The 25,896-nt window shown below is 59.4% G+C and carries 27 protein-coding genes and 1 pseudogene; 9 read left to right on the top strand and 19 right to left on the bottom strand.

The window, feature by feature from the left end:
- The first annotated feature begins 63 nt into the window (after positions 1–63).
- Both AB8B29_RS10290 and AB8B29_RS10285 read left to right on the top strand, forming a co-directional pair.
- Positions 64–1,518, top strand: a complete 1,455-nt coding sequence (locus tag AB8B29_RS10290; protein WP_113118507.1) for a hypothetical protein — start codon at positions 64–66, stop codon at positions 1,516–1,518.
- Positions 1,519–1,543: 25 nt separating this feature from the next.
- Complete coding sequence (locus AB8B29_RS10285; RefSeq protein WP_037194692.1) at positions 1,544–2,779, top strand: MFS transporter; 1,236 nt, start codon at positions 1,544–1,546, stop codon at positions 2,777–2,779.
- 15 nt (positions 2,780–2,794) lie between these two features.
- On the opposite strand, the gene AB8B29_RS10280 is transcribed toward AB8B29_RS10285, so the two are convergent.
- The 6 genes from AB8B29_RS10280 to lgt all read right to left on the bottom strand — a co-directional run bounded on the left by AB8B29_RS10280 (position 2,795) and on the right by lgt (position 8,886).
- A complete protein-coding gene (locus tag AB8B29_RS10280; protein WP_037194690.1) occupies positions 2,795–3,727 on the bottom strand; it encodes a ribose-phosphate pyrophosphokinase in 933 nt (310 codons plus the stop codon).
- A 105-nt stretch (positions 3,728–3,832) separates the two neighbouring features.
- Positions 3,833–4,705 (bottom strand): hypothetical protein, encoded by an 873-nt coding sequence (locus tag AB8B29_RS10275; RefSeq protein WP_037194688.1) that lies wholly within the window; start codon positions 4,703–4,705, stop codon positions 3,833–3,835.
- A gap of 53 nt (positions 4,706–4,758) precedes the next feature.
- Positions 4,759–5,910: a M24 family metallopeptidase gene (locus tag AB8B29_RS10270; RefSeq protein ID WP_047562699.1), complete on the bottom strand. Its 1,152-nt coding sequence runs from the start codon at positions 5,908–5,910 to the stop codon at positions 4,759–4,761.
- Position 5,911: 1 nt separating this feature from the next.
- Positions 5,912–6,745, bottom strand: a complete 834-nt coding sequence (gene pgeF / locus AB8B29_RS10265; RefSeq protein ID WP_173411387.1) for a peptidoglycan editing factor PgeF — start codon at positions 6,743–6,745, stop codon at positions 5,912–5,914.
- 82 nt (positions 6,746–6,827) lie between these two features.
- On the bottom strand, positions 6,828–7,925 hold the full coding sequence (locus AB8B29_RS10260; protein WP_173411017.1) for a class I SAM-dependent methyltransferase: 1,098 nt from the start codon (positions 7,923–7,925) through the stop codon (positions 6,828–6,830).
- Positions 7,926–7,998: 73 nt separating this feature from the next.
- Entirely contained in the window at positions 7,999–8,886 is an 888-nt protein-coding gene (lgt, locus tag AB8B29_RS10255; RefSeq protein ID WP_162740588.1) for a prolipoprotein diacylglyceryl transferase, read from the bottom strand.
- A gap of 266 nt (positions 8,887–9,152) precedes the next feature.
- On the opposite strand from lgt, the gene AB8B29_RS10250 reads away from it, so the two are divergent.
- The 4 genes from AB8B29_RS10250 (at position 9,153) to AB8B29_RS10235 (ending at position 11,509) form a co-directional block, all read left to right on the top strand.
- Positions 9,153–9,413, top strand: a complete 261-nt coding sequence (locus tag AB8B29_RS10250) for an accessory factor UbiK family protein (RefSeq protein WP_037194679.1) — start codon at positions 9,153–9,155, stop codon at positions 9,411–9,413.
- 388 nt (positions 9,414–9,801) lie between these two features.
- Entirely contained in the window at positions 9,802–10,302 is a 501-nt protein-coding gene (locus AB8B29_RS10245; RefSeq protein WP_037194677.1) for a YbjN domain-containing protein, read from the top strand.
- Position 10,303: 1 nt separating this feature from the next.
- Positions 10,304–11,143 carry a pyrroline-5-carboxylate reductase gene (gene proC / locus AB8B29_RS10240; RefSeq protein ID WP_092576268.1) on the top strand — a complete coding sequence of 280 codons (840 nt, stop codon included), beginning with the start codon at positions 10,304–10,306 and terminating at the stop codon, positions 11,141–11,143.
- A gap of 24 nt (positions 11,144–11,167) precedes the next feature.
- On the top strand, positions 11,168–11,509 hold the full coding sequence (locus AB8B29_RS10235; RefSeq protein WP_113118509.1) for a tRNA-binding protein: 342 nt from the start codon (positions 11,168–11,170) through the stop codon (positions 11,507–11,509).
- Positions 11,510–11,543: 34 nt separating this feature from the next.
- Here the strand turns inward: AB8B29_RS10235 and AB8B29_RS10230 are convergent, their stop codons facing one another.
- From AB8B29_RS10230 to AB8B29_RS10205, 6 genes are all read right to left on the bottom strand, one after another.
- Positions 11,544–12,125 carry a DUF1349 domain-containing protein gene (locus AB8B29_RS10230; protein WP_047638644.1) on the bottom strand — a complete coding sequence of 194 codons (582 nt, stop codon included), beginning with the start codon at positions 12,123–12,125 and terminating at the stop codon, positions 11,544–11,546.
- A 12-nt stretch (positions 12,126–12,137) separates the two neighbouring features.
- Positions 12,138–13,520, bottom strand: a complete 1,383-nt coding sequence (locus tag AB8B29_RS10225) for an ATP-binding protein (RefSeq protein WP_037194672.1) — start codon at positions 13,518–13,520, stop codon at positions 12,138–12,140.
- A 28-nt stretch (positions 13,521–13,548) separates the two neighbouring features.
- A complete protein-coding gene (locus AB8B29_RS10220) occupies positions 13,549–14,250 on the bottom strand; it encodes a response regulator (RefSeq protein WP_037194671.1) in 702 nt (233 codons plus the stop codon).
- A gap of 77 nt (positions 14,251–14,327) precedes the next feature.
- Positions 14,328–14,810: a MarR family winged helix-turn-helix transcriptional regulator gene (locus AB8B29_RS10215; RefSeq protein ID WP_037194668.1), complete on the bottom strand. Its 483-nt coding sequence runs from the start codon at positions 14,808–14,810 to the stop codon at positions 14,328–14,330.
- Positions 14,811–15,438: 628 nt separating this feature from the next.
- The gene (locus AB8B29_RS10210) at positions 15,439–15,702 is read right to left on the bottom strand and encodes a hypothetical protein (RefSeq protein ID WP_037194666.1); all 264 of its coding nucleotides are present in this window, start codon (positions 15,700–15,702) and stop codon (positions 15,439–15,441) included.
- Between the two features lie 246 nt (positions 15,703–15,948).
- On the bottom strand, positions 15,949–16,578 hold the full coding sequence (locus tag AB8B29_RS10205) for a DUF1236 domain-containing protein (protein ID WP_037194664.1): 630 nt from the start codon (positions 16,576–16,578) through the stop codon (positions 15,949–15,951).
- 198 nt (positions 16,579–16,776) lie between these two features.
- Between AB8B29_RS10205 and AB8B29_RS10200 the strand changes: the two genes are divergently transcribed.
- Positions 16,777–17,421: an MBL fold metallo-hydrolase gene (locus AB8B29_RS10200; protein WP_047562715.1), complete on the top strand. Its 645-nt coding sequence runs from the start codon at positions 16,777–16,779 to the stop codon at positions 17,419–17,421.
- Between the two features lie 61 nt (positions 17,422–17,482).
- Here AB8B29_RS10200 and AB8B29_RS10195 read toward each other — a convergent pair whose 3' ends face one another.
- From AB8B29_RS10195 to AB8B29_RS10180, 4 genes and pseudogenes are all read right to left on the bottom strand, one after another.
- Entirely contained in the window at positions 17,483–17,920 is a 438-nt protein-coding gene (locus AB8B29_RS10195) for a BA14K family protein (protein ID WP_047638643.1), read from the bottom strand.
- Between the two features lie 146 nt (positions 17,921–18,066).
- Positions 18,067–18,282, bottom strand: a complete 216-nt coding sequence (locus tag AB8B29_RS10190) for a cold-shock protein (RefSeq protein ID WP_004116423.1) — start codon at positions 18,280–18,282, stop codon at positions 18,067–18,069.
- Positions 18,283–18,779: 497 nt separating this feature from the next.
- Positions 18,780–19,670, bottom strand: a complete 891-nt coding sequence (locus AB8B29_RS10185) for a DMT family transporter (RefSeq protein WP_037194656.1) — start codon at positions 19,668–19,670, stop codon at positions 18,780–18,782.
- Between the two features lie 99 nt (positions 19,671–19,769).
- Positions 19,770–20,914: pseudogene (locus tag AB8B29_RS10180) on the bottom strand (PQQ-dependent sugar dehydrogenase).
- Positions 20,915–21,426: 512 nt separating this feature from the next.
- Between AB8B29_RS10180 and AB8B29_RS10175 the strand changes: the two are divergent.
- Positions 21,427–22,629, top strand: coding sequence for a pyridoxal phosphate-dependent aminotransferase (locus AB8B29_RS10175; RefSeq protein ID WP_047562723.1), 1,203 nt, complete (start codon positions 21,427–21,429; stop codon positions 22,627–22,629).
- 142 nt (positions 22,630–22,771) lie between these two features.
- On the opposite strand, the gene AB8B29_RS10170 is transcribed toward AB8B29_RS10175, so the two are convergent.
- Positions 22,772–23,869, bottom strand: coding sequence for a calcium:proton antiporter (locus tag AB8B29_RS10170; protein ID WP_047562725.1), 1,098 nt, complete (start codon positions 23,867–23,869; stop codon positions 22,772–22,774).
- Between the two features lie 228 nt (positions 23,870–24,097).
- On the opposite strand from AB8B29_RS10170, the gene AB8B29_RS10165 reads away from it, so the two are divergent.
- Positions 24,098–24,379 (top strand): DUF2188 domain-containing protein, encoded by a 282-nt coding sequence (locus AB8B29_RS10165; protein ID WP_037194647.1) that lies wholly within the window; start codon positions 24,098–24,100, stop codon positions 24,377–24,379.
- A 2-nt stretch (positions 24,380–24,381) separates the two neighbouring features.
- Here AB8B29_RS10165 and AB8B29_RS10160 read toward each other — a convergent pair whose 3' ends face one another.
- Both AB8B29_RS10160 and AB8B29_RS10155 read right to left on the bottom strand, forming a co-directional pair.
- The gene (locus AB8B29_RS10160) at positions 24,382–24,891 is read right to left on the bottom strand and encodes a GrpB family protein (RefSeq protein WP_047562728.1); all 510 of its coding nucleotides are present in this window, start codon (positions 24,889–24,891) and stop codon (positions 24,382–24,384) included.
- Positions 24,892–24,893: 2 nt separating this feature from the next.
- Positions 24,894–25,802, bottom strand: coding sequence for a LysR family transcriptional regulator (locus AB8B29_RS10155; protein ID WP_210166116.1), 909 nt, complete (start codon positions 25,800–25,802; stop codon positions 24,894–24,896).
- Positions 25,803–25,896 lie beyond the last annotated feature (94 nt).

Here is a 25,896-nt window from a genome sequence, read left to right as displayed (position 1 = left end):
GCCAAGCTTCTTGGGCATTTTCGGACTTTCATATTGTTTTTCCATCATATTTGGGGGTGAATTATGCGTTTTAAAGCGGTTGCCGCGGCGGCTGTTCTCGCCGCCGGCGTGGCCGGCATTGTCCAGGCGGCAGATGTCAGCGAGCAGGGTGCCAAGGATCTACTCGGCAATCTGACCTATTTCCTGCCCGATGATATCGCCGGGAGCGGCGGCATCTCGGTGAAGCCGGTCAGTGCTCACTATGAGGTCACCTATGACCTGAAGAAGCTTTTCGACAAGCTGAACGTGACCGGTTTCGATATCAGCGGCTTGAAGCCGTTGGCGCTGCTTGCGACGCCGCTGGATAGCGGCCTCTGGAACATTGAAGGCAACAACGCCTTTGACGTGACGGCGCGCTCGAAGCCGGGCAGCGGTCCCGACACCGAATTTCGTTATGCGCTGGCCTCCTCGAATTTCAAGGGTGTGTTTGATCCTGCGCTTCACTATCTGCGCTCGATGGATATGAAGGGCAGCGGCATCACCTTCGCCACCAAGACCACCGACAATGGCGTCCAGAAGAACGACGCCACGATCGACAGCATCGGCTATACCCTGTCCTCGTCCGACAGCGGCGAGCCTGGCAGACTCGATATCAAGATGAGCGGCGGCCTGCAGTCGCTCTACGACAAGATCTCGTCCGACAGCACGGCACTTGGCGAAATCAAGGTCGCGGCAATCGATTTCAATGCCAGCGCGACCAAGCTGCCGTTGAAGGCGGTGAATTCCCTGCTGCATTTCGTCTCGGAACACAAGGACCAGAAGACCCTCTCCGACACCGACAGCCTGGCGCTGAAGGCCCTGCTGATGGACGCGATGCCGATCGTCGGTTCGTTCGACGAGTCGGTCGCCATCAAGGACATTGCCGTCACGACGCCACTCGGTGATGGCGGGCTGCAGAAGCTCGGCTATTTCTTCAAGGTGGCGGGGCCGACCAATGCGATGAACGCAGATTTCGGGATGAGTGCCGAAAAGCTCACCCTTGCCTCGGGTCTGATGCCTGAAGACTATGTCGCCTTCATTCCCGATGCCGCCGATATCCAGTTGCAGGTGCCGAACCTGAACTTCTCCGCTCTGATGGACGTCTTGCAGCAGACCGATTTCAAGGTTCCGGACAACAATACGGCCATGGACGTCAAGCTGCAGCAAGCCATGTTCCCGGATGGGACGATGACCATCAACTTTCCGAAAATCAGCGCCGTCTCGGGTCTTTACGATGTCGAGGCCTCCGGCAGCATGCGCGGCTCGCTGAACGAGAAGGACCGCGTGTCCATGAAGATGACGGTGCTCGCCCGCGATCTCGACAAGACGATCGCCGCGGTCCAGGAGGCCGCCAAGACGAAGACCGATCTCGCTCAGCTTTCCTTCGGCCTGATGATGGCCAAGGGCTTCGCCAAGACGGATGCGGACGGGCGTTCGCGCTGGGAGATCGATCTTTCCGACGACGGCGGTGTGAAGGTCAACGGCCAGGTCATCAAGTAAATCAATCTGAAGTCAGAATGCGATCATGTTTGTTCTAAGGCCGCTCGGCCAGCGTTCGATCTCTCTCCTGTGGGCCGGTCAGGTGCTGGCGGCCACAGGTTCGGAATTCTACATGGTCGCAGTCGTCTGGATCGCGGCGGACTTCATCGGCAGGAATGCGGGATACGTTTCCGCGTTGCAGTCCGGCGCGCTTCTGTTCGGCAGTCTCTTCGGCGGCATTGTCACGGATCGTTGGCGTCACAGCACCACGATGATCGCAGCCGATCTCGTGCGTGCAGCTCTGTTGCTGACTTTGTCGCTTGCCGGCCTTCTGCATCTGATGAGCCTGCCGCTGCTGATGGTACTTGCCGGATGCATTGCATTGCTGACCTCGACATTCGACCCGTCGCTGCAGGCGACCCTGCCGACGATTGCCGTCGATCCTGATGTTCGGCATGCAACCAATGGCCTGTTCGATGCCACACGGCGCATGGCGCGCATTCTCGGTCCGAGCTTGATCGCGCTCGTGAACGGCTTCCTGCCGAAGTCGCAGTTTTTTACTGTCACTGCAGCTACCTTCTTGCTGTCGGCGCTCGCCGTCTGGCTCGCGGTCGCGAAATTCCCGGCTGCGCCGAGGCGTCGCGATTTTTCGGGAACGGCTGCCGTGATAGATGGTGTCCTTGGCGGATGGCGGGTGGCCCGGGGTCATGCGGCGATCCTCTATGGCTTATTCACCAACCTGATGGGGAACATCGCCTGGGCAATGGGAATTCTGCTCGGGATGATCTTGCATCTGCGCGAAACCAGCGCCGATCCTCTGACGGATTACGGCTTGATGATGACGGCTTACGGTGTCGGTAACCTGACGACCAATCTCATTCTCAGCAGCATCAAGCCCCGCCGGCCTGTTGTCTGGATTATCGTGGCAAAGCTCATTTTCGGGGCAGGGGTATTCCTGCTGCCGCTAATGCATGACAGGATGTGGCTGATGATCGTCGCGTGCTTCGCGGCAATCAATGGTCCTTTTGAAAACCTCGCCATGCTGTACCTGATGCAGACGCGCAGTGAACCGCATCGCCTGGCACAGGTCTATCGTCTGCTGATGTGCGCTATTTTCACGGGCTTGTTTGTGGCTTACCTCATGTCGCCGAGCCTGTTTGCCTGGTTTGGCATCGGGCCTTCGATCATGGGTGCGGGGGCGGCTGTGTTCGCCTCGGGTCTTGTCGGGATCGGCTTGCTGGCATGGAGGCAGACACACCCGTCCGCAGCGAAGACCGCCTGAGAGTGCTTGTCGGCCTCAGTCGAACAGGCTCGAGACCGATTCTTCCTGGCTGGTGCGGTTGATGGCTTCGCCGATGAGGCTGGCCGTGCTGATGACGCGGATATTGGGCGCCGATTGCACTGCTGTCGTCGGCTGAATGGAATCGGTGATCACCAGTTCCTTCAGCTTCGAGTTTACAACACGGGTCACGGCACCGCCCGAGAGGACGCCATGCGTGATGTAGGCAGTGACGCTTGCCGCGCCTTGTGCGAGCAGGGCATCGGCCGCGTTGCAGAGCGTGCCGCCGGAATCGACGATATCGTCAATCAGCAGGCAGTCTTTTCCTTCCACTTCGCCGATGATGTTCATCACCTCGGATTCGCCCGGGCGGTCGCGGCGCTTATCCACGATCGCCAGCAGACAGTCGAGACGTTTGGCAAGAGCGCGGGCGCGCACGACGCCGCCAACGTCGGGCGAGACAACCATGACGTTGCTGATGTCGTAATTGGCCTTGATGTCGCGGGTCAGCACCGGAATCGCATAGAGATTGTCGGTCGGGATATCGAAGAATCCCTGAATCTGGCCCGCGTGCAGGTCGAGCGTGAGAACACGGTCGGCGCCAGCCTCGGTGATCAGATTGGCCACCAGCTTGGCCGAGATCGGCGTGCGCCCAGAGGCGCGGCGATCCTGGCGGGCATAGCCGAAATAGGGGATGACTGCGGTTATGCGCCGCGCCGACGAGCGGCGCATCGCATCGATCATGATCAGCAGTTCCATCAGGTGATCGTTGGTCGGAAACGACGTCGGCTGTACGAGGAAGACATCCTCGCCGCGCACGTTTTCCTGGATCTCTACGAAAATCTCCTGGTCGGCGAACCGGCGGACGCTAGCCCTTCCCAAGGGAACATTGAGATAATTGCAGATCGCTTCGGCAAGGTGCCTGTTCGAATTGCCTGCGAAAACCTTCATCTTGGCCCGCCTGTTACCAACCTGATAGCCGCGCTTTTAACCGCCTTGCACTCGAATGCAAGGGGGAGACGCGCGATACCTTTCATATTTCTGAAAAGCTTGTGGCTATCCACCGCTGGAATTGCGCCAGGAATTGAATTCCGACATGGTTTTGGAGGCGATTTTCTGCATGACGGCCGGCGGAACGGCCGTCCACGGGTCGCCGCGCTTCAGCGGCGCGCTTTCCGCGCCCTGGATTCGGTGCAGGCGGTTGCCGTTGTTATCCAGCACATCCCAGACATAGGTCACGGAAATTTGCGGGCCGTCCTCGAAGGCGGAGAGGTAGCCCTTCAAAACATAGCTGGCGCTGGCGTCGCTGGAACTCTTGATCGTCAGGCCGAGCGAGCGGGCATCCGCACCGAGTTGACGCGATAGCGGGGTGACGGCGTCGACGGGCGCGCCGATGATCGGCAGAAAGCGAATGCTGTTGCCGCCGGGGGCGGCAGCGGGCGGCAGCGACGCCTGTTGCTGTTGTTCCGGCTGTTGATCGTCGGCGGCTTGCCGCTGCCGTTTCGGTTGCTGTTGCGGATCTTCCGAAAGGCGCCGGTCGGCCTCGCTCTGCTCGTCGGTTTGCGAGGTCTGCGTATCGGCCGGGGCGATGGAAGCGGTGCGGCCGTCATCAAGCGGGCGCGAGGCATAGGGATTGGTGCCGTTCGACCGCAGCGCCGATGCCTGGTCGTCAAGCGAACCGCCGCCATAGCTTTGCGGCTGATATGCTTGCTGAGAAGTCTGCTGCTGGTAGCCGTAGCTCTCTTGTGTTCCCGGATAGCTTTGGCGACGCTGGGGTGCTGTGGCCATCCGCTCGACATCCCGCTGGGTGACCGGGTTGGAGCCGACATCGCCGATCGCCTCGGGTGGCGTCAGGGCGTCCGTGGTGTTGCAGGCGGAGAGCGCGAGGCAGAAGCCGGCGACAGTCAACATTGTCCTGACCAGTCCCATTGCGCGATCCTTTCCTCGACGGTCTCTCCGTTCAGGATCGCTATCTTACGCCGCTAACGGTTAAGAAATTCGAGCGGGTGACGGGATAGGGCTTTCGGGGCTTGCGACGTCGTCAGATATGTCTGTCCGAGGGTCATGGCGGTACCGCTGTCGGAGTCCATGATGATCATATGCACGAAGAGCGACATATTCTCCTCGATCTCCTGCGGATTGCCGATGTGGAACATCTCGTGCTCCATCCAGGACGGAGAAAAGCGGGCGCCGAGCGAATAACCGCAGGCATTCAGCCGGTGGCGCGAAAGCCCGCGTTCGTCCATGATCTTGGCGTGCATGTCGAAAACATCGCCGAAGCTGTGGCCAGGCGTCAGGATGGTTTCGATCGCCTGCAGTGTCTCCAGGCAGGCGCTATAGAGCTCTCGGTGGCGATGACTGGGATTACCGATGACGACGGTACGCATCATGGCGGCATGGTAGTGAGCGTCGACGCCGGCCCATTCGAGAGTCAGTTGGTCGTCTGCGTCGAGCTTGCGACGGCCGGCCTTGTAGCGGCAGAGCAGGGCCTCGGCGCCGGAGCCGATAATGAATTCGTTGGCTGGATAGTCGCCTCCGCCGGAAAAGACGGCGCCCTGCATGGCGGCGAGGATATCGGCCTCATCCGCACCGGGCTTGATCAGCGCCAGGGCGGCGTCCAGGGCATCGTCGGCGAGAGCGGCGGCGCGCTCGACATGGCCGATCTCCGCCGGGCTCTTGATCAGGCGCAATCGGCTGACGAGATAGGAGGCATCAACGATCTGGCCAAAACTGGCAAGCTGTTGGTCAAGCAGGCGGGCGATGCGGCCGGTCATGCCATGCGTATCGTATTCGATGCCGATGCGGGCACCGAGAAGGTCGAGATCAACAAGCAATTCCTTGAGATCGAGCGTCGGATCGGCATTGACGCGATCGACCCAGATACGGATATCGGAAATGACCGAAGTGAGTTGCGCCTGACGAAGGTCGGCGGAGCGCGTCAGGAGCGTCATCGATCCGTCCGCCTTGACCACCAGGGTCTGAAAGAAGCAATAGCCGAAGGTATCGTAGCCCGTCAGCCAATACATGCTCTCCTGCGCGAAGAGCAGCATGGCGTCGAGCTTTTCCTCCTGCATCTTGGCGAGCAGTCGAGCCAAGCGTGCACCAAATTCGCTGCGTTCGAAATGCAAGGCCATATCAAGCTGCCTCCCCGATGGCGATGGCGGAAATCTGCCGGCCGTAATCCGGCTCCTTCGCATGTGTGGTGCGGCGATAGGAGAAAAAGCGGTCTGGATCCGGATAGGTGCAGAGATTCAGGCTTTCAGCTGTCACGCCTGCCTTTCGCAGGCGATCGACAGTCAGGGCCGGCAGGTCGAACATCGCGTGGCCGGCCCGTTCAGACGACGTGAAATATCTGGCGTAGCCCGGGTCGTGGGCCAGGAACCGATCGACGAATTCCGGGCCGACCTCGTAGCTTGCCTGGCTGATGGAGGGGCCGAGGCAGGCAATGATCGCCTCACGCCTTGCGCCGAGCGCCACCATCGCGTCGATGGTGTTTTCCAGCACGCCGGTCAGCGCTCCCTTCCAGCCTGCATGGGCGGCGCCGATGATCCGATTTTCGGGATCGGCGAAGAGGATGGGGCCACAATCGGCGGCAAGAACGCCAAGCACGATGCCTGGTGTTGCCGTCACCATCGCGTCAGCTTCAGGCCGACTGCCGTCATAACGCTCGTCGATGGTGACGACGTCGGGGGAATGAATCTGGTGCACGGTGGCGAGCCGCTCAAGCGAAAGACCGAACCAATGGGCGACGCGGCGGCGGTTTTCCTGCACATGCTCACGATTGTCGTTCGAGCCGAGGCCGACGTTCAAGCCGCGATAGAGGCCTTCTGAAATGCCGCCGGCGCGGGTGAAATAGCCATGGCGGATGCCGGCAGCCTCGGCGGCACTCAGCAGCGTGCTTGCAATTGGTGTCGGCAACACAGCGTTCCTTGATATTCGGTTTGGCTTGTCGTGCGATGAGTAACGCAGCCGCGGCGAAGCAGTTCGATCTGGCCGGGATGTTGACCCAGCGCGGCGCGGGCTGTCAATCCGCAGGATCGACGGTCACGGTTCAGGTGACAGGACGAAAGGGCAGGAGGTCGATCGCCGGATTGGAAACCGCAAGCACCTTGAAAAGCTCTCCCATCCTGCCTTCTCCGGCTCCGGCCAGCCTCTCCACGGCGACGCGGATACTCTCCTGAGTTGCGACATCGCGATCGCGTCCGAGAGCCGCTGCTCGTTCCATCAATCCGAGCCCGATCAAGAAATCGCCCTGGTGGCAACATCCGTTGATGTGCATGCCGGAGGCGAGCGCCGTCTGCGCCAGATGCTGAAAATCGACATGGCTGGTAAGGTCGGCTTCGCCGGGATGTTCCAGCGGTGGATCGTATTCATGCATGCGCACGGCCTGCAGCGTGTCGCCAAAACCCGTCGTCATGTGGCCGTAATCGATAGCGAGAGCCGTGCCGCCATGGGTGGCCAGCCTGTCGCAGATTGTCGTCATGACGGCCTGGCGGGCTGGCGCGAGCTCGAAAATCGTACCGATCGGCGGAAGTCCGCCCTCCGGAAGAAGCGCCGGATCAAGGGTGGCGACGCCGGTGGTGAAGGTCAGTTCGTCGTCGACATCGAGGCCCACCGCGCGCTCGCGAAAACCGCTGGCGGTGCGAACGAACTGACGGATGGGGATGGCATCGAAGAGTTCGTTGGCGGCAAGCAGGGTAAAACCATCAGGCACTTCGCCGAAATCCGTATGCCACGAGACTTTTGAGCCATAAGGCTCCAGGGTCTGTTGCTGAAATCCCTGCAAACGCTCGCTGGTCTCGACCAGATGGACCGTCACGACGTCATAGAGCGGCGGCGCCAGCTTGCTGATGACACGCAGCATGTCTGACATCATCGTGCCGCGGCCAGGGCCGATTTCGACGAGACGCACATCGGCCGGCGTTCCGTGGCGCTGCCACGCATGCACCATGAAGACGCCGATCATCTCGCCGAAGAGCTGGCTGATCTCAGGTGCGGTGACGAAGTCGCCGGATTGGCCGAAGGGTTCGCGCGTTTTGTAATAGCCATGCGTCGGATCGGCGAGACACAGCGAAAAATAGTCCGTGATGCTCAGTGGCCCATTCGTGCGGATAATGGCTTTGATCTTTTCACCGAGCGCCGTCGTCATTCTCTGCTTTCGCTAGTGTACTGCCTTGAAAAGCGGGGGCTTTTGAAAGGGTCATGCGATATTAATCTTCAGCTCAGGCCGTCTGCCTGGTTGCTGCCTGCCGGGCGCGGACAACTGCCCACAGACCGATAGCAACCATCGGCAGAGACAGCACCATGCCCATCGTCAACCAGTTCGTGCCGAGAAGATAGCCGAGCTGCTCATCAGGCTGACGGAAGAATTCGACAAAAATACGCGAGAAAGCGTAGCCGATCACAAAAATACCGCTGACCGTACCGGGTTTCTTCAGCGCCAGAGCCCAACGCGTGAGAATGAAGAGAACGAGAAAGAGTATGATGCCTTCGATACCCGCCTCGTAAAGCTGGCTCGGATGGCGCGGATCGGGACCTGCGGGGCAGATGCCATTGTGTGCGGCGATTACGTGCGGGCTGCAGAATACCATCGCCCAGGGGACGTCCGTGGCCCGGCCCCAGAGCTCGCCATTGATGAAATTGGCGATGCGACCAAAGAAGAGGCCGATAGGCGCGACGGCGGCAACGATATCGAACAGGCTCCATACCGGGACCTTGTTGCGTTTTGCGAACAAAATCATGGCGATGGTCGTGCCGATCAATCCACCATGGAAAGACATGCCGCCATTCCAGACTTCAATCGCGCGGATCGGATTGGCGAGCACCGGATCGAGATCGTAGAACAGGATATAGCCGATGCGGCCGCCGAGAACGATGCCGAACGCCACCCAGAGGATGAAATCATCCAGATGCTGGCGCGTCATCGGCGCGGTGTCGTTCAGCCAGAGCTTGCCGTTGTCGACCAGGCGCCTTGCATAGAACCAGCCGAGCAGGATGCCCGCCACATAGGCCAGGCCGTACCAGTGAATCGACAGCGGGCCTAAAGAAACGGCGACCGGATCGATATCCGGAAACGGCAGGATGGCGGCGAGATTGGCGGATGTCAGCAAGATCGTCAGGCCCGTTGTCGCATGATTCCCAAAAGGCATTGCGCCATTTCGGGACAAGAGCATGCTAAATCCAAATGTGCGCGGAACATGGCGCTCGCTATCGAAACGGTCAAGTCGATTATTGCTGTGTCCTTTATCGCAGGTCCGGTTGTCCCGTTCTATCTCAATTTGCTTGCATCGGACCCTTGGAAATCCTACCTCAACACTACCTGGCCCCTTATCGATGCCTGTCCGTTTTCGGGGCCGACGGCCGCAAGGAGATTGTTATGAGCACTGGACCGAACCGTATCTTGGATGAATTCGCCAAGCTGATGACCGATGCCGCCGGTGCTGCCCAGGGCGTGCGCCGGGAGATCGAGACTGCTTTCAATGCGCATGCCGAGCGTTGGCTGAATAGCCTGGACATCGTCAAGCGCGAGGAATTCGAGGCCGTTCGCGAGATGGCGATCAAGGCGCGCGACGAAAACGAAGCGTTGCTTGCGAGAATCGAAGCGCTCGAGGCAAAGCTGGCCTCCAAGAGCAAATAAGCACACCCTTTCGCTGTTGACCGGCGCGGCACCCGTTTGCCGCGCTTTTTTCTCTGAAAATATTCAGCTGTTTTTCCACCTGTGGACATAGGCAAAAAAGCCAATCGTCAGAGTCGGTTATGACTCCCTTCTGAATAGACGCCGGAAGAGCTGTCCACAGTGCCGTTTCCAAAATCGATCCTCAGGGGCTGGCTTGCCGGGCATGCCGCTATACACTGATTTTAAATGATGATTCGAAACGGACTTGGTAAGCTCCGGGCAGGATGGATGCGTTAGTCTCGTAGCCGTTCAACATCATCCCGAGGATGTCTCCGGAGTAAAACTGTTTGCGTTCTTTTGGTGTTCGAACACGAAAAAACTGCATTCGTTCCGGTCAAGAAGGTGCTGCATGAGCCTTATGGAAATGGAAGTCGAACGACAGTCGAATCCGGTCGATATGATCGAGTTCGTGGCCGCCAACAATGATTGGTCGTTCGAACGGTCCGGCGAGGACGAACTCGCTATGACCGTCGAAGGGAAATGGACCGATTACCACGTCTCCTTCTCCTGGATGGAGGAATTCGAGGCGCTGCATATCGCCTGTGCTTTCGACGTCAAGGTTTCGGAGCCGCGCGTCAACGAGGTGATCAAGCTGCTTTCCTGCATCAACGGGCAGGTGTTGATGGGGCACTTCGACCTCTGGCGCCAGGAAGATATCGTAATTTTCCGCCAGTCGCTCTTGCTGTCCGGCGGTGCGGAGCCCACGAACCGACAAGTGGAAGTGCTGCTTTCCAACGCGCTTGACACCTGCGAGGCATACTATCAGGCTTTCCAGTTCGTGGTGTGGTCCGGTCTTGAGGCCAACCGCGCCATGGAAGCTGTGCTTTTCGAAACGGTAGGCGAAGCGTGATATGACAGGTCAACAGTCCGCCAGTGCTTTTGCATCAACAGGGCCGATCATATTGATCGGGGCCGGCAATATGGGCGGCGCGCTGTTGACGGGATGGCTGAAGAATGGCGTGCCGGGATCTTCGGTGATCGTCGTCGATCCCAATCCATCCGAGCCGATGCGGAAGATGATTGCGGATGCGGGAGCCAGCCATGTCATCGGCATTCCCGCCGGTGTGACTGCGGGCGTGCTGTTCGTTGCCGTCAAACCTCAGGTCATGGATGCGGTGCTGCCGCCGCTGAAGGCGGCGGTGGGAACAGATACGGTCGTCGTGTCGATCGCGGCCGGCAAGACGCTTGCCTCGCTCGAGAAGCATCTGGGCGAGGCGGCGATGGTGCGGGCCATGCCCAACACGCCTGCCATGGTCGGGCGTGGAGTGACCGGCGCCTTCGCGAATGCCAGGGTAGGCGAACGGCAAAGGCAGCTGGTTCAGAATCTCCTGAAAGTATCCGGTCCGGTCGAGTGGGTGCCGGGCGAAGCCGATATCGATTCGGTGACTGCGGTCTCGGGCAGCGGGCCTGCCTATGTTTTCTATCTCGTCGAATGCATGGCGGAAGCGGGCCGGAAACTCGGTCTGCAGGCGGACCTCGCCATGCGGCTTGCACGGGAAACTGTCGCGGGGGCTGGTGAGCTATTACATCAGTCCCCCGACGACGCTTCGCGTCTGCGGCAGAACGTGACATCTCCGGGCGGGACGACCGCCGCCGCGCTGGGTGTTTTGATGGCGGAGGACGGCATGCAGCCCTTGTTCGATGCGGCGCTGGAAGCGGCACGCAAGCGGGCGCAGGAGCTGGCCGGTTAAATTTTCGACGAAAAGGGCAGAGGCATGACGGAAGAGATCACCTATGGCGATTTCGAGCGGGTGGATATCCGCGTCGGGACGATCATCGAGGCGGAGACCTTTCCGGAAGCGCGCAAGCCGGCATACAAGCTGCGGATCGACTTCGGGCCGGAGATCGGCATCAAGCGCTCCTCCGCGCAGATCACGGTGCACTACACGCCGGAAACCCTAATCGGCCGGCAGGTACTTGCCGTCGTCAATTTTCCGCCGCGCCAGATCGGCCCGGTGTGCTCGGAGGTCCTGACGCTCGGGTTCGAGGATGAGTCCGGTGCGATCGTTCTTGCCGCGGTTACTCACGCGGTGCCGAACGGCAAAAAGATGATGTGAGCCAGGTTTCTTCTTCGTGCAGAGAAGAGATGGTTCAGTGAATATCCCTTGATAGCGGATCATTCAGGCTGAAATCGAGGAACTCTGCCTCGAAGCCTTCGCGCTGCGGCGAGCAGAAGGCGGGGCCGACCGATACCTCCTCCAGCGTCGGATCGAACCAGGCAAGTCTTGCCATGCGCCATTCGTTCATCCGGTCGGTGCGATACTGGATGAAGAGAGCGTCGCCGTTGCGCGTCACCCGCGCAGACATGGCATCGAATTCGTGGTCCAGCCGAAAGGCGGACCAGTCGGAGTTGCCATTGGTGACGACGACGCTGAAATGCCTGGCGCCGTCGGTATATTCGATTCCGCATTTCATCCAGTGTCTGGCGTCATGGCGGATCATCAGGCCTGCCTGATCGTAAAGTTCGCGGTAGTGTCCGACGAAGGTCACTTCGGCGGTGAAGTCGCCACGGCGGGATGCGCCGAGAAAGTGGCCGTCGTCGCGATGGAAGCCATAATAGGTTTCCTGCCAGAAGTCGGTCTTGTTTCCTGAGCGTACGAACAGCCGCCCCTGGTTCACTTCCCACATGGGCGGCGCATTCAGCCAGTGCATGTTGTCGATGTCGATCGGCATGCGATGCCTCCCTCAGGCTGGAATGCGGATGGTGGCGCGCAGGCCGCCGAGCGGACTATCGCCAAGCGTGACGTTGCCGCCGTGACTGCGGGCAATATCGCGGGCGATGGCAAGGCCGAGGCCGGTGCCGGATTTGTCGAGATTGCGTGCCTCGTCCAGCCGGAAGAAGGGTTTGAAGACATCCTCGCGGGCACCGGCTGGAATGCCGGGGCCATCATCATCGAAGATGATCGTCAGCCATTTGGCGCTGTGCTTGGCCTCGACGCGCAGGCTCTTCGCGTAACGGCGCGCATTGGTGGCAAGATTCGTCACCAGGCGGTTAAAGGCATTCGGACGAACCGAAATCTGGTTGTCTCCTTCGATCGAGAAATCCATGGACTTGCCATGCAAGGAAAAGTCCTGCTGGATCTTCTCGAGAATGTCGCTGAGCTTGAACTGGCCGACATCTTCTTCCGCTTCGCCGCGCGCGAAAGCCATATAGCCCTCGAGCATGCTCTGCATGTCCTCGACATCCTCATTGAGACCCAAGAGATCCGGATTGTCGCCGACGAGGGCGAGCTGCAGCTTGAAGCGGGTGAGTACCGTACGGAGGTCGTGACTGACGCCGGAAAGCATTGCGGTGCGCTGCTCGATCTGACGTTCGATGCGTTCCCGCATCAGGATGAAGGCGAGGCCGGCTCGACGGATCTCATCGGCGCCGCGTGGTGAATAGTTTTCCAGCCGCTGGCCTTTGCCGAAGCTTTCCGCGGCCTGGGCCAGCGCCTGAATCGGTCGGATCTGCCCCCTGAGGAACAGCACTGCGATGCCGATCAACACCAGGGAGGTGCCGACCATCCAGAGAATGAAGATATGGGTGTTGGAGGCATATGTCTGGCTGCGCTTGGCGAAGACCCGCAGCACCTTATCGGGCAGCTTGACCCGGATCTCGACCAGGCTGGAGTTTCCGACGGTATCGATCCAGAAAGGCAGGTTGATCTGATCGCGGATTTCATCGCTCAGAATGCCGTCCAGGATGGAGAAGAAGGGCTTTTCGCGCGGGGCCGGTAACTCGCCGCCCGGTTCGATCGAGATGGCGAGGTCGAGCTTCTGCCGTGCGATCTGCGTAATGGCCGAATAGTCGGCGTCCTGTGGATAGGTCTCGATGACCGTTATGATGGCGGCGATGTCACGCGTGGTCGCCATGGATAATCTCTGCGTCACCATCTGCCAGTGACGCTCCATGAAGACGACAGTCACGACCGCTTGCAGGATGATCATCGGAAGAATGAAGATCAGCAGCGAGCGCGCATAAAGGCCCGTCGGCAGCACATTCCGGCGCAGCCAGCGCGCAAGCCACCGCAGGCCGTTGGACGGCGCGTGATCCTGGTCGCGCCTGATCGAGTCGAATGTCACCATCGCCGCTGATCCTGGAGAGCCGATCTTTTCAGTCTATGCTAAGGCGGTAGCCGATGCCACGCACCGTCTGCAGCCAGATGGGGTTGGCCGGGTCGTCTTCGATCTTGCGGCGCAGCCGGTTGATTTGTACGTCGATGGTCCGCTCGCCAACTTCGGCGTCGCCACCGATGAGTTCGTGGCGGGGGATCGTCTCGCCGGCGCGCTTGGCGAAGAGCAGCATGATCTCCTGCTCCCGATCGGTCAGCCGGATGAGCTCGGCAGACTTCTTGAGCTCCTTGCGGGTCAGCGAAAACGTATAGGGCCCGAACATGACGAGTTCGATTTTCGGGGAATCGGCCGGCGTGTTGCGCCGAAGGATATTGTTGACGCGCAGCACCAGTTCGCGCGGATCGAACGGCTTCGGCAAATAGTCATCTGCACCTGCTTCGAGGCCCGCTATGCGGGAATCGGCTTCGGCAAGCGCCGTCAGCATGATGATCGGGATGTTCTTGATGGCACGCAGGCTCGATGTCAGCGCGATACCGGATTCGCCGGGCATCATCACGTCCATGATGATGAGATCAAAATCGAGTCCTTCCAGCTTGCGGCGCGCCTCGGCTCCGTCGGCAGCGGCCGTCACGCGGAATCCCTTCTCCATCAGATAGCGGTTGAGAAGGGCGCGGATACGCGTATCGTCATCGACGATCAGAAGGTGCGCCGCGTCGTCCGAAATAGCTGTTTTCGTCGTCATTCCATCCGTCTCGATCTTGTCCTACCCAGTGATTGAGATGATCCATTCCGAACCGGCCCCAGGGTCGGAACTCGCCGTCACTTCTCGGTCTGCATTCCCCTCAGGAACCGTTTCACGCTTTCGCGCGTCGCTTCCGATGCGCCTTCGAATGCTCGTTCAATACGGCGCGATTGCGGCTCAGCCAGCGCCAGCGCCAGATCTCTGCCCGCCTGCGTCGGATAAAGCTTACGCTGCCGACGGTCTTCCGGGCCGGCGACCTGACGAATATACCCCGAATCGATCAATTGTTTGAGAACCCGCGCCAAACTCTGTTTCGTGATCTTCAAGGTTTCCAGAAGGTCTGCAACCGTCATGCCGGGTTCGCGGTTAACGAAATGAACCACGCGATGATGGGCACGCCCGAATCCGCTCTTGTCCAGGATTTGGTCCGGATCCGACACGAAGTCGCGATAGGCGAAGAAAAGCAGTTCGATGATCTCGAAATCGATGATTCCCGCATTCCGCATCGGCGTTGCCAGCGGCTCCGTCTTTGCCGCATTCTGGCTCGTCTGTCGTGGCACCCTGGCATTTCCTTTCCTATTTTGGAGCATTCGGGAAACTTACGCAAAAATATGTCAGCTTTATTGACGCATTTTTACGTCGCTGGTCGCTCCCGCGCAATCTTGCATGGCCCGGACGGTATGCCCCATCTGAAAATTAAGCCCGGCCTCGCAAAACTCCAAATATTTCTTGCATCTCCCTTTGGCGCCTCGTGGCTGGAGCCTAGCTGAGGCAACAATCAATTGCCATGGTATAGCGGCGTCAGGAGACAGTGTGGGGCTCCTGCGGGCGCGATGGCGAGAGGAGAGGTATCTCCGTCGAGCGCAATGCTATCAACGTGGTGATTGCGATCCGGTGGCGCGCAGCCTTTTTCAAATGACGGCATCTGCTTCGATGTCGCCGGATACCGCCCGCGATATCAAGACCACGCCATGATATGCGTCCAGCGCCGCCGATCTCTAGATGATCTGCATATTTTGCAAACGGGTGGCTGAAATCGGCGCCATGTGGAGATGACGAGGCCGATTATCGCGGTACTGTGGCGGAGACGTGTCCATTCCGGACCTTTCCGCGCCATCGAGCAAGATTTCGCATAGGTCTGCAAAAGCCGGGCGTGTCGTCCTGCCCGGCTTTTGCAGTTTCCGATCTCTACGACTTGCGGCCCAGGACCGCGCCGACGATTGCCGAGAGCACGCCGCCGGCGATCAGCGAGGATATGCCCTGTGCGATGAGGCCGGTCAGGGCTTCGCTGCCGATCAGATTGAGGATCAAGCCACCGCCAAGACCGCCGACCGCACCCGCAATCGTTCTGGCGACGAGATTGATACCGTCCTGCTTCAACACAGCGCTTGCGGCGTTGCCGCCGATCGCGCCGGCTATCAGTTGAGTGATGATAGGCCCTAGACTTTCCATGATTGCCCTTCTCCCATTGTTCCGGAAGACGCTTCCGGATGCCCTCTCGGCGCGCCCCGGATCGATGCCAGGGAGCGGCGATAATCCTCAATGATATTAGAACTACATCATGCACCGATCGGTGGAAATAGAAAGGCAACTCAAACGGGAGAATTCCGCAATAATTGCAGGAGAAATCGGCCTTGAAGGCATGCGGCCGGCCGGCCGAATGCGAATTTCGCCACCCTGTTCCGATTGAAGGCCGAATCAGCGGTAGACGTAGACGATACGCCGAGTGCCCGGATCGACCAGGACCGGCTGACGGTTCACTTCGACGTAGCTATATTGATAGTTGGGGATGCGGTGGACCTCGACGCTCTCTGGGAGAGTTGCACCGACGGCGACATCGTCATCCAACTGGACGGTATCGACCGGATTTTCGTCGATATAGGTTCGAATCTCGCCCGGCGGTGTGATTGCAACGACATTACCGCCGTTCTGATCGACGCTGCCGAGCAGTTCATCATCCGGGCCGGGCTGCACGCTGCCGGTCTTGACGGAATCGGTTCGCTCGTAAGTGATGGTCGGAACACCCAGGTCGTCACGGTGGTCCTGGACGACCATCGAAGCGCCATTTTGCTCGACGCTGAGATATTGGGCGTAGACCCAGCCTCGCATGCCGTTGACGTCGACCCGACACCAGCGGCTGCCTTCGATGCAGCCATCCAGCGTCGCCTCGGAGCCGCGCGTCGCGACGCCTACCGTCGGAAATTCCGAGCCAGGACCCGAGCGCACCTCAATATCGGTGGCAGTGGTTGCGGACATGTCGGCCTGTGCCAGGCCGGCGCTGCCGACGAGAACGAAGCCGGCCAGCAGCAGATTTCTCCTCAAGGACATTGGTTTTCTCCTTCTGCCTCAAAAGACTATGCTCAACGCCTCGGGCGCTTCAGTGTTCCGAGCGTTGGCCACGTCGGTTGCCGGTCGGCTAAATCTCGCCAGGCTTGGCGGCCTCCCGACTTTGAAATCGCCAGGGGCTGCTTTGCCGATTGTTTGCCGCTATACCGGCAGCACGACCATCAAACAGACGAGGCGCTCATGGGCATGCTCCAGGCCGGCATCATTCCGGTGACCCCTTTTGAACAGAATTGCACCATCCTGTTCGATCCGGAGACGAAGGAGGGGGTGGTGGTCGATCCGGGCGGCGATGTCGATATCATCCTGCAGATGGTGCGCGAGAATGGCATCGCCTTGAAGGCCGTCTGGTTGACGCATGGCCACATCGATCATGCCGGAGGCGCTGACGAAGTACGCGAAGCGCTCGGCATCGAGGTCATCGGTCCGCACGAGGATGATCGGTTCCTGCTTGAGGACATCGAAGCCAAGGGCAAGATGTTCAACATCGAGGGCGTGCGCAACGTGGTGCCGGATCGCTTTCTGAAGGATGGTGACAAGGTCTCCTTCGGCGAGCATGAGTTCGACGTTTTTCATTGCCCGGGGCATGCGCCCGGCCACGTCATCTATTTCAATCGAAAGCAGGGATTCGCCCATCTCGGCGACGTGCTGTTCAGCGGCTCGATCGGTCGCACGGATTTGCCCGGCGGCAATCACCAGCAACTGCTGGAGTCGATCCGCGACAAGGTCTTTCCGCTCGGCGACGAAGTGGGCTTCATCTGCGGTCACGGCCCAGGCAGCCGGATCGGCGACGAGCGCCGCACCAATCCTTTCTTGCGGGGACTGTGAATCAAAAAAGCGCCGCTCGACGGCGGCGCTTTTTTCCGGTGATATGAATAACTGCTCGGGATCAGTCGGCCGTGCAGAAGTGGCGCATGCCGTCATAGCCGACATAGGTGCCGCTGCGGCCGTCGAAGCTTCTATAGCGATCGTAGCAATAACGCATCCATGACGAGGACCAGGGGCGCAGGCCTGCTGCGCCGGGAGGCGCGTAGTAGCTGACATCCCGTTCGACATAGACCCGGCGCGGCGGGGCGCGGTAGTAATAGGGCGGGGGCGGTGCGCCATAGTCGGGCTCGGCATAGATCGGGCCGGGCTCAACATAGCGCGGCTGGCTGGCGATAGCCGAGCCGACGATCAGGCCGGTGGCGAGGCCGGCAGCGCCGATCGCCCAACCATCGCGGTCGCGATGACGCCAATATTCGTCCGCCGAAGCAGCACTTATAGACGTCAGTGTCAATGCTGCGGCCATGGCGGACAGTACGAGCGATTTGCCGAGTATGGTCATTAGTCTGTCCTCTCAGGGGAACGGGACGACTGCAATTCCCGCTCTTTCATGCCAGGTAGACTATACGCAACAAACTGAATGCAGACTGAATGACAAAACCCGGCATCGCTGCCGGGCCTCAACTCGAATGATAGCCGTAAGACGTATCAGCCGGCAATCTGGAGATTGACGGCCTTCGGTCCCTTGCCGCGGCGATCCGGTTCCGTGTCGAAGCTCACTTTCTGGTTTTCCGACAATCCTGCCAGACCAGAAGCCTGAACTGCAGAAATGTGCACAAAGATGTCTGCCCCACCTTTGTCCGGTTTGATGAAACCGAAGCCCTTATCGGTATTGAAAAACTTTACAGTGCCAGTCTCGGCCATGCCTAAGGTCCTTTTCTCCCTGCCCGCCATCCACACGGGCAGCACTACTGTCTTGCCCTTGCGGGCGCTTACAGGCAATTCTCGCAAATTGAAGGAAAAGGTCCCCTATACCTCGGCATGATCTTGATGCGATGTTTGCCACCCGCTTCTCGACCAAGCTGACCGGAATATTTAGCGTTCCCGGCGCGCAATTTTATTAGGACTTCCCATGCTCTAAAAATGCCCGAACAGCGTTGAGAGTGCTGTGTTTATTGGGAATTGGCAAGCAAAAGTTTTTTAACGCATTGGGCGCGCGCAGTACCGTAATGCGAGTGTGATAACGCGATTCGCAAATTTTTCCGCTTTGAAACAAATTTCTAAGGTTTTTGCATCGTTTGCGATATAGTTTTGGCGTTATTTTCCCAAATGGCTGACGGTAAACGCGTGTTTCAGGTTGTTTGAAAAAAATTCAAAAAATGCTTATGGGGACAGCCATAGCGAGCAATTTGAGGCCGATTTCACGCTGGGGCGCGGCGCCTACGGGCAAATTCCGGCACCAGTTCCACGGCCAGCATTGCGGCGAACATCAAGGCGCAGCCGGCATAGCCGAGCGGACCCATGGTTTCGCCCAGCAGCAATGCGCCGAGCGAGGCTCCAAACAACGCCTCGGCGGACAGGAAAATCGCCGCCTGCGGCGCCGTCGTATAGCGCTGACCGATTATCTGCAGCGCGAAGGCAAGGCCGGATGAAAAGACGCCGACATAGAGGATTTCGCCGAGTGCGGCGCGGATGTCGGCAATACTGATCGGCTCGACGGCAATTGCGACGGCAAGAGCAAGCACGGCCGTGACAGCGAATTGCGTGGCGGAAATACCGAGCGGCCGGCCGGTCTCATTGACGGCGGAGCCGGCAAGCGTGATCTGCGCGGCCCAGAAGAGCGCGCAGACGACGGTCAGAAAATCACCGATCGTCAGATGCGAGAGGGATCCGCCGGACAGGAGGTATATGCCGCCAAGCGCCATCAGGGCCGCCGGCCAGATGACCCAATGCGGCGTGCGGCGCAGAAAGATGACGGCGATCAAGGGCACGAAAACCACGTAAAGGCCGGTGATGAAGCTGGAGTTGGTGACGGTGGTGGTCAAAAGCCCGAGCTGCTGCGTCGCGGCTCCGCCGAAGAGCGCGATGCCGATCAGCAGGAAGGAGAGCCAGTTGCGGTGCGTCAGCGGCTGCGTCGCCTTTCTGTTTTCCATCCACACGAAGGGCAGGACGACCATGGTGGCGACGGCGAAGCGCAGGCCGATGAACCAGAACGGTCCGATCGACTTCATTGCCGTCGATTGTGCGACGAAGCCGCCGCCCCAGATCGCGGCGGCAAGCAACAACAACAAATTCGCCTGTATGCGAGACATCTGCATCCTGCGGGAAGGGAAAAACGAGTTGGGCGACCGTTAGCAGTTGCTCTTATGCCGGACAAGGGCGAAAGGCGCCAAATTGGGCGACAGCTTCGCCTAACTCGTTGTTCTTGAAACTCTCAGCAATGCACCATCGTCCTCGTCGGTCGTTATCAGCAGCGCGCCATCGGGAGCGACGGTGATGTCGCGCATACGGCCGAATTCGCCTTCGAACATACGTTCCCGCTCGGTGATTTTGCCGCTGCCGTCACGGCTCAAGCGCGAAAGCAACTGGAATTTCAGCGCGGTGACCAGCAGGTCGCCGTTCCATTCGGGAAACATCTTGCCACGATAGACGGCGATGGCACCGGGCGCGATCGATGGGTCCCAATAGAAGAGGGGTTGCTCCATGCCTGCCTTTGCCGTGCCGATGCCAATCTTCGTACCGGAATAATTGACCCCGTAGGAGATGACTGGCCAGCCATAGTTCTTGCCGGCCTCCGGCGTGTTGATCTCGTCGCCGCCCCTGGCGCCGTGTTCGGCAGTGTAGAGCTTGTTCGTCGCGGTATCGAAGGTGATGCCCTGCGGATTGCGATGGCCCTTCGACCAGATTTCCGGCAGGGCACCCTTGCCGTCCTTGAACGGATTGTTGGCGGGGATGCTCCCATCGGCCTCGATATGGATGATGGAGCCGGCGTCGTCATGGAAATCCTGCGCGCGGTCCTGCTCGCCGCGATCGCCGAGGCTGACGAAGAGGCTGCCGTCCCTGGCGATGGCGATGCGCGCGCCATACTGGATATTGCCGCGCGACAGCTTGTTCATCAGGAGGATGCGCTTCACATCGGTCAGCCGCTTTTCATCGGACGACAATCGCGCGCGAAAAACCGCCGTGCCGCTCCCGCCGCGGCGGCCACGGAGGCGGTGAAGTAGAGGGTGCGATTGCTGGTGAATTTCGGATCGAGTTCCACATCGAGCAAGCCGCCCTGTCCGCGGGCATAGACCTCCGGCACGCCGGAGATGGGGGCTCCTACCTTGCCATCGCGGATAGTCCGCATACGGCCGGGCCGTTCGGTGACGAGATAGGTTCCATCAGGCAAGACCGCGATAGCCCACGGATGCTCAAGGCCGGTGGCGATCGTCTCGATTTTGACCGCTACTTTCTGCGTCTGGAAGGTTCGCGCAGGTTCGGCAAACGCCATGCTTGCCGACAGCAAGGCAGAAGCCACCAGGGCGATCGAAAATCCTGTTTTGCCAAATTGCATCTTCCCGACTCCCCCAATATCGCCGCTTTCGCAACGTGGGGCGGCCAATCGGCCGTTCAAGGTCGGGTATCGGGTCGATAACGTCTTTGTGTTGGCGCGCGCTCATCCGCCGATCCGTCGGCTATTCCGCGGGCGAGGGCTCCGACAGGGTTGTCGGGACGTATCGTTGCGGGTTTGCGAGAAACGAAGGGCATGGGAAACCCTTTGTTTCATATGGGAAACCTCAACTGTCCTCAGAAACTGAATCAGGTGCTTCGCAAATCGATTCAACTTCGGGGATGATAATGTCGAGGCTTGGGCGGCGTATCAGGATCCGGATGCCAGGGGCTGCCTTGCGCCGTCACCTCGAGATCGCCCGAAGATGACAAGGAAGACACCGCTCAAAAGCCATGAAATAACGTCACAGTGATGCCTTTCTGCTTGAAACGGCGGCCCATATTCGACATAGAGCTTAGCGCAGAAATCTGGTCCACAGGCTTTCTGCCCATTTCAACCGAATAGGACCGATCATCATGGCCTTTCTTGCCGACGCTCTTTCCCGGGTAAAGCCTTCTGCCACCATCGCCGTTTCCCAGAAGGCGCGCGAGTTGAAAGCAAAAGGACGTGACGTGATCGGCCTCGGCGCGGGCGAGCCTGATTTCGATACGCCTGACAATATCAAGCAGGCTGCCATCGACGCGATCAATCGCGGCGAGACGAAGTACACGCCGGTTGCCGGCATCCCGGAACTGCGCAAGGCGATCGCCGCAAAGTTCAAGCGCGAGAACAATCTCGACTATGCTCCCGAGCAGACCATCGTTGGCACGGGCGGCAAGCAGATCCTGTTCAACGCCTTCATGGCGACGCTGAACCCGGGCGATGAAGTCATCATCCCGACGCCTTACTGGGTTTCCTACCCGGAAATGGTGTCGCTGTGCGGCGGCACGCCGGTTTTCGTCGCAACGACGCAGGCCAACAACTTCAAGCTCCAGCCTGCCGACCTGGAAAAGGCGATCACGCCGAAGACCAAGTGGTTCATGTTCAACTCGCCGTCCAACCCGTCGGGCGCGGCCTATTCGCATGCCGAACTGAAGGCGTTGACGGACGTGCTTGTCAAGCATCCGCATGTCTGGATCCTGACCGACGACATGTACGAGCATCTGACCTATGGCGATTTCAAATTCGCCACGCCGGTCGAAGTCGAGCCGAGCCTCTATGACCGCACGCTGACGATGAATGGCGTGTCGAAGGCTTACGCGATGACCGGTTGGCGTATCGGCTATGCTGCCGGCCCGCTGCAGCTCATCAAGGCAATGGACATGATCCAGGGCCAGCAGACCTCGGGCGCGACTTCGATCGCCCAATGGGCTGCCGTCGAAGCGCTGAACGGACCGCAGGACTTCATCCCGCGCAACAAGAAGATCTTCGAAGGCCGTCGTGATCTCGTCGTGTCGATGCTGAACCAGGCGAAGGGCCTTTCCTGCCCGGTTCCGGAAGGCGCCTTCTACGTCTATCCGTCCTGCGCCGGCCTGATCGGCAAGACGGCTCCGACCGGCAAGGTCATCGAAACCGATGAGGACTTCGTATCCGAACTGCTGGAATCGGAAGGCGTAGCTGTCGTGCACGGTTCGGCTTTCGGCCTCGGCCCGAACTTCCGCATTTCCTATGCGACGTCGGAAGAACTGCTCGAAGAGGCTTGCCGCCGCATCCAGCGCTTCTGCGGCGCTTGCAAGTAAGCAATCGAAGACAAGTCGAATGAAAAGCCCGCCGGAGATGGCGGGCTTTTTTTGCTTTTCCGGCTTCGATATCGGCTCATCAACTGATTCAAGCGCCTCGCGATTTGAATCCGCCTGCTGCCTCAAGCCTTTGAAATCAAAGTCAAAGTCCAAGCGCCGTCAGCATGATGAAGGTGGCGAAGAGGATGAAATGGGTCATGCCTTCGATGGCGTTGGTTTCGCCGTCGTTGAGGTTGATGGCGGCAACGATGAGCGTGATCATGACCATGACAGTCTGTGCCGGCGACATCGCCATGATGAAGGGCTGGCCGGTATAGAGCGCGATCGCCTCCATGACAGGCACCGTCAGGATGACGGTCGAAAGCGAGGCACCCATGGCGATGTTGACCGTTGCCTGCATGCGGTTGCGCAGTGCCGCGCGCAAGGCAGTCAGGATTTCCGGGGCTGCCGAAATCGCTGCGACGACGATCGCGGCGATGGCCGGCGGCGCGCCCGTGCCCTTGAGACCGACATTCATGAAGGCAGACATAAATTCCGCAAGGGCCCCGATCAGCACTACGCCGATCAGGATCGTCACGATCGATGTGGTGGTGGACTCGTCCTCGTGATGCGCTTCGGCCGCGGCGAGCTTCTTCTCGGTGCGCGGATAGCTGTAGCTGAAGAAATAGCTGTGCTTGCCGACCTGCATACGCAGGAACAGCGTATAGAGCGCGATCATCGCGGCGATGGTGAATGCGGAATAGTAGTGCCATTTCACATCGGGAATGAATTCCGGCACGATCATCGAAATGCCCATGGCCGTCAGGATCATCACGCCGTAGGTCCGGCTGGAATCGTCGTTGTAGGGCTGCTCGCCATGTTTCAGTCCGCCGAGGAGGGCGGCGAGACCGAGGATGCCGTTAATGTCGAGCATAACGGCGGAGTAGATGGTGTCACGCACCAGCGTCGGCGAGCTTTCCCCGCTCATCATGATGGCGAGGATGATGACTTCGACGGCGACGGCTGCCAGCGTCAGGATCATCGTGCCATAGGGGTCGCCGACTTTTACGGCAAGGGTTTCGGCATGATGTGCAACGCGCATGGAGGCCAGCACAATCGTCGCGATCAATGCAACGGCCGCGATCACCGACACGGCTTGCCCCATTTCCAGCACGGCATGCTCGCCGACATAGGCGATGACGGCGATTGCCAATGCCACTAGGAGGGCTTTTTCCTGTCTAAGCCACTTTGCTATGATCACGTTTCCAACCTTTGCGCCGATTCACGGTTGTACTCTAAATCAATGATTTCCCACATCAAGCGCGTATGCGAAGGTGAAATTTGCAGTCGAAGCCGTTTAATGGAATACTGGTTGGATAGGTCTGCCCAACTAAAAATGTCGCGGCATCCTCGAAACTTGTCTGAGATGCATGCGGCCCGCCGGCTATGTCCGGTCCTGAGGTCTTGGCAGATGAGCAGGAGGATCTGAATGGTCAAGGTCGTATACGAAATCGTGCCGCATGATGGTGGATGGGCATATCGTTTCCGCGATGTCTATTCGGAAGCATTTCCGACACATTCCGAGGCGGTGGAAGCAGCCAGGATTGTCGCGGCCGAACAGCAGGTCGGGGGTGACTCGGCCGAAATCAGCTGGCAGGACGAAAGCGGCAAGTGGCATGAGGAATATGCCGATGGCGGCGACCGGCCGGAAACGGAAGTTATCGATGGCCAGATGCATTTCCCGCCGGTGGATACGGCTCCCGGAGCCTAGAATTACGGCGTACCTGATGCCTTGTCGATGATCGCATCGACGAAATGCCGTTTCTCGGCGGTATAGCGATCACCATCGCGTCGGTGCTTTTCCGCCAGATCCAATTTCAGCCTGGCATACGCGGCCATGTCGTCGGGGTGCGATCTCAGATGATCGCGAAAAATGACCCTTCTTTGATGCGTCTGGTTGTTCGGCGGGCAGAGATAGATGCGTTCCGGCGGCTTGCCATCGCGAAGCATGAACGCCCAGACATCGTCATCGTAGCGATTGCCGCGTGGCTCGTAATCTTGATCCAGGAGATGCTGTGTTGCTAGTGGCACGTCATCGGAGCTGCGAAGAATGATGTCGATATCGACAAGCGGTTTTGCTGCCAGGCCGGGAATGGATGTGCTGCCGATGTGCTCGATCGCAACGACATAGGGTGTCAACAATCGCTCGAGCTTGTCGCGAATACGCTCGAAGGCTGCCGGCCAGGCCGGATCATAGGGCGCCAGTTCCACGGCAATACTCATTGTCACGCTCGCTCTCCAGCGGTGTTACCCTTGATATAGTTCAGCAGGCCGGTGACCAGCGCATCGAACGTCACGCGGCAGCGCGGCGATGTCTTCAGGTTTTCATGCATGACGACCCAGGTGTCGAGCGGCAATTCGATCTCGGGCAGCAGGCGCACGAGGTCTCTCTCGCGCCTTGCCAGAGGTATCTGGAGGAAGCTGATTCCGATGCCTGCGCGCAGGGCGTTATGCTGCGCAATGCTATGGTCGGACCGAAAGACGAAGGGGACGCCGTCGAACACGGGATAGCGCTTCAGCATCATCCTGATATAGGCCGTCTGGCGATCGAAGCCGATCAGCTTGTGTCGACGCAGGTCTTCGAGGCTCTCGGGTTTGCCGTGTCGTTCGATATAAGTGTAATGGGCGAAGAAGCCGAGCGGGATGACACCGATATGGCGGGAGAGCAGAGCTTCCTGCGCCGGTTCGACCATGCGAACGGCGATATCCGCCTCGCGCTGCAGAAGGTCCTCCACCGCATCGGAGGCGGAAAGCTCCACGATCAGCTCGGGGTAGCTGGCCTGCAGCCCAGCAAGGATCGGTGGCAACACCTCCGCGCCGATGACTTCGCTGGCGCTGATGCGCACCGTGCCGCTCACCTTGTCGCGCGAGCCCGAAGCCGTGCGCAACAAGGCGGCGGTGGTGCTGGCCAGCGTCTCGGCGTATGGCCTCAGGGCGAGGGCGGCATCGGTCGGAATGAGGCCTTGTTGCGAGCGCGTGAAGAGTTCGGCGCCAACGGCATCTTCCAGCGCGTCGATATGGCGACCGATGGTCGGCTGGGTCAGTCCGAGATCGCGCGCGGCTGCAGACAGCGAACCATGCTGCAGCACGGCAAGGAAGGTGCGATAAAAATCCCAACTTGGTTCAGGTGTCATCATACATTTATGTATAACATCTGCAGATTTTTTGGCAATTTTGTTTATTTGGCGCACGCAGCATAATCGGCTCATCGAACCAGTGGAGATGACA

The organism is Rhizobium sp. 11_C7_N12_5 (assembly GCF_051811145.1).
Lineage (GTDB): Bacteria > Pseudomonadota > Alphaproteobacteria > Rhizobiales > Rhizobiaceae > Rhizobium > Rhizobium lusitanum.
This window is presented reverse-complemented; position numbering and strand designations above follow the sequence as displayed.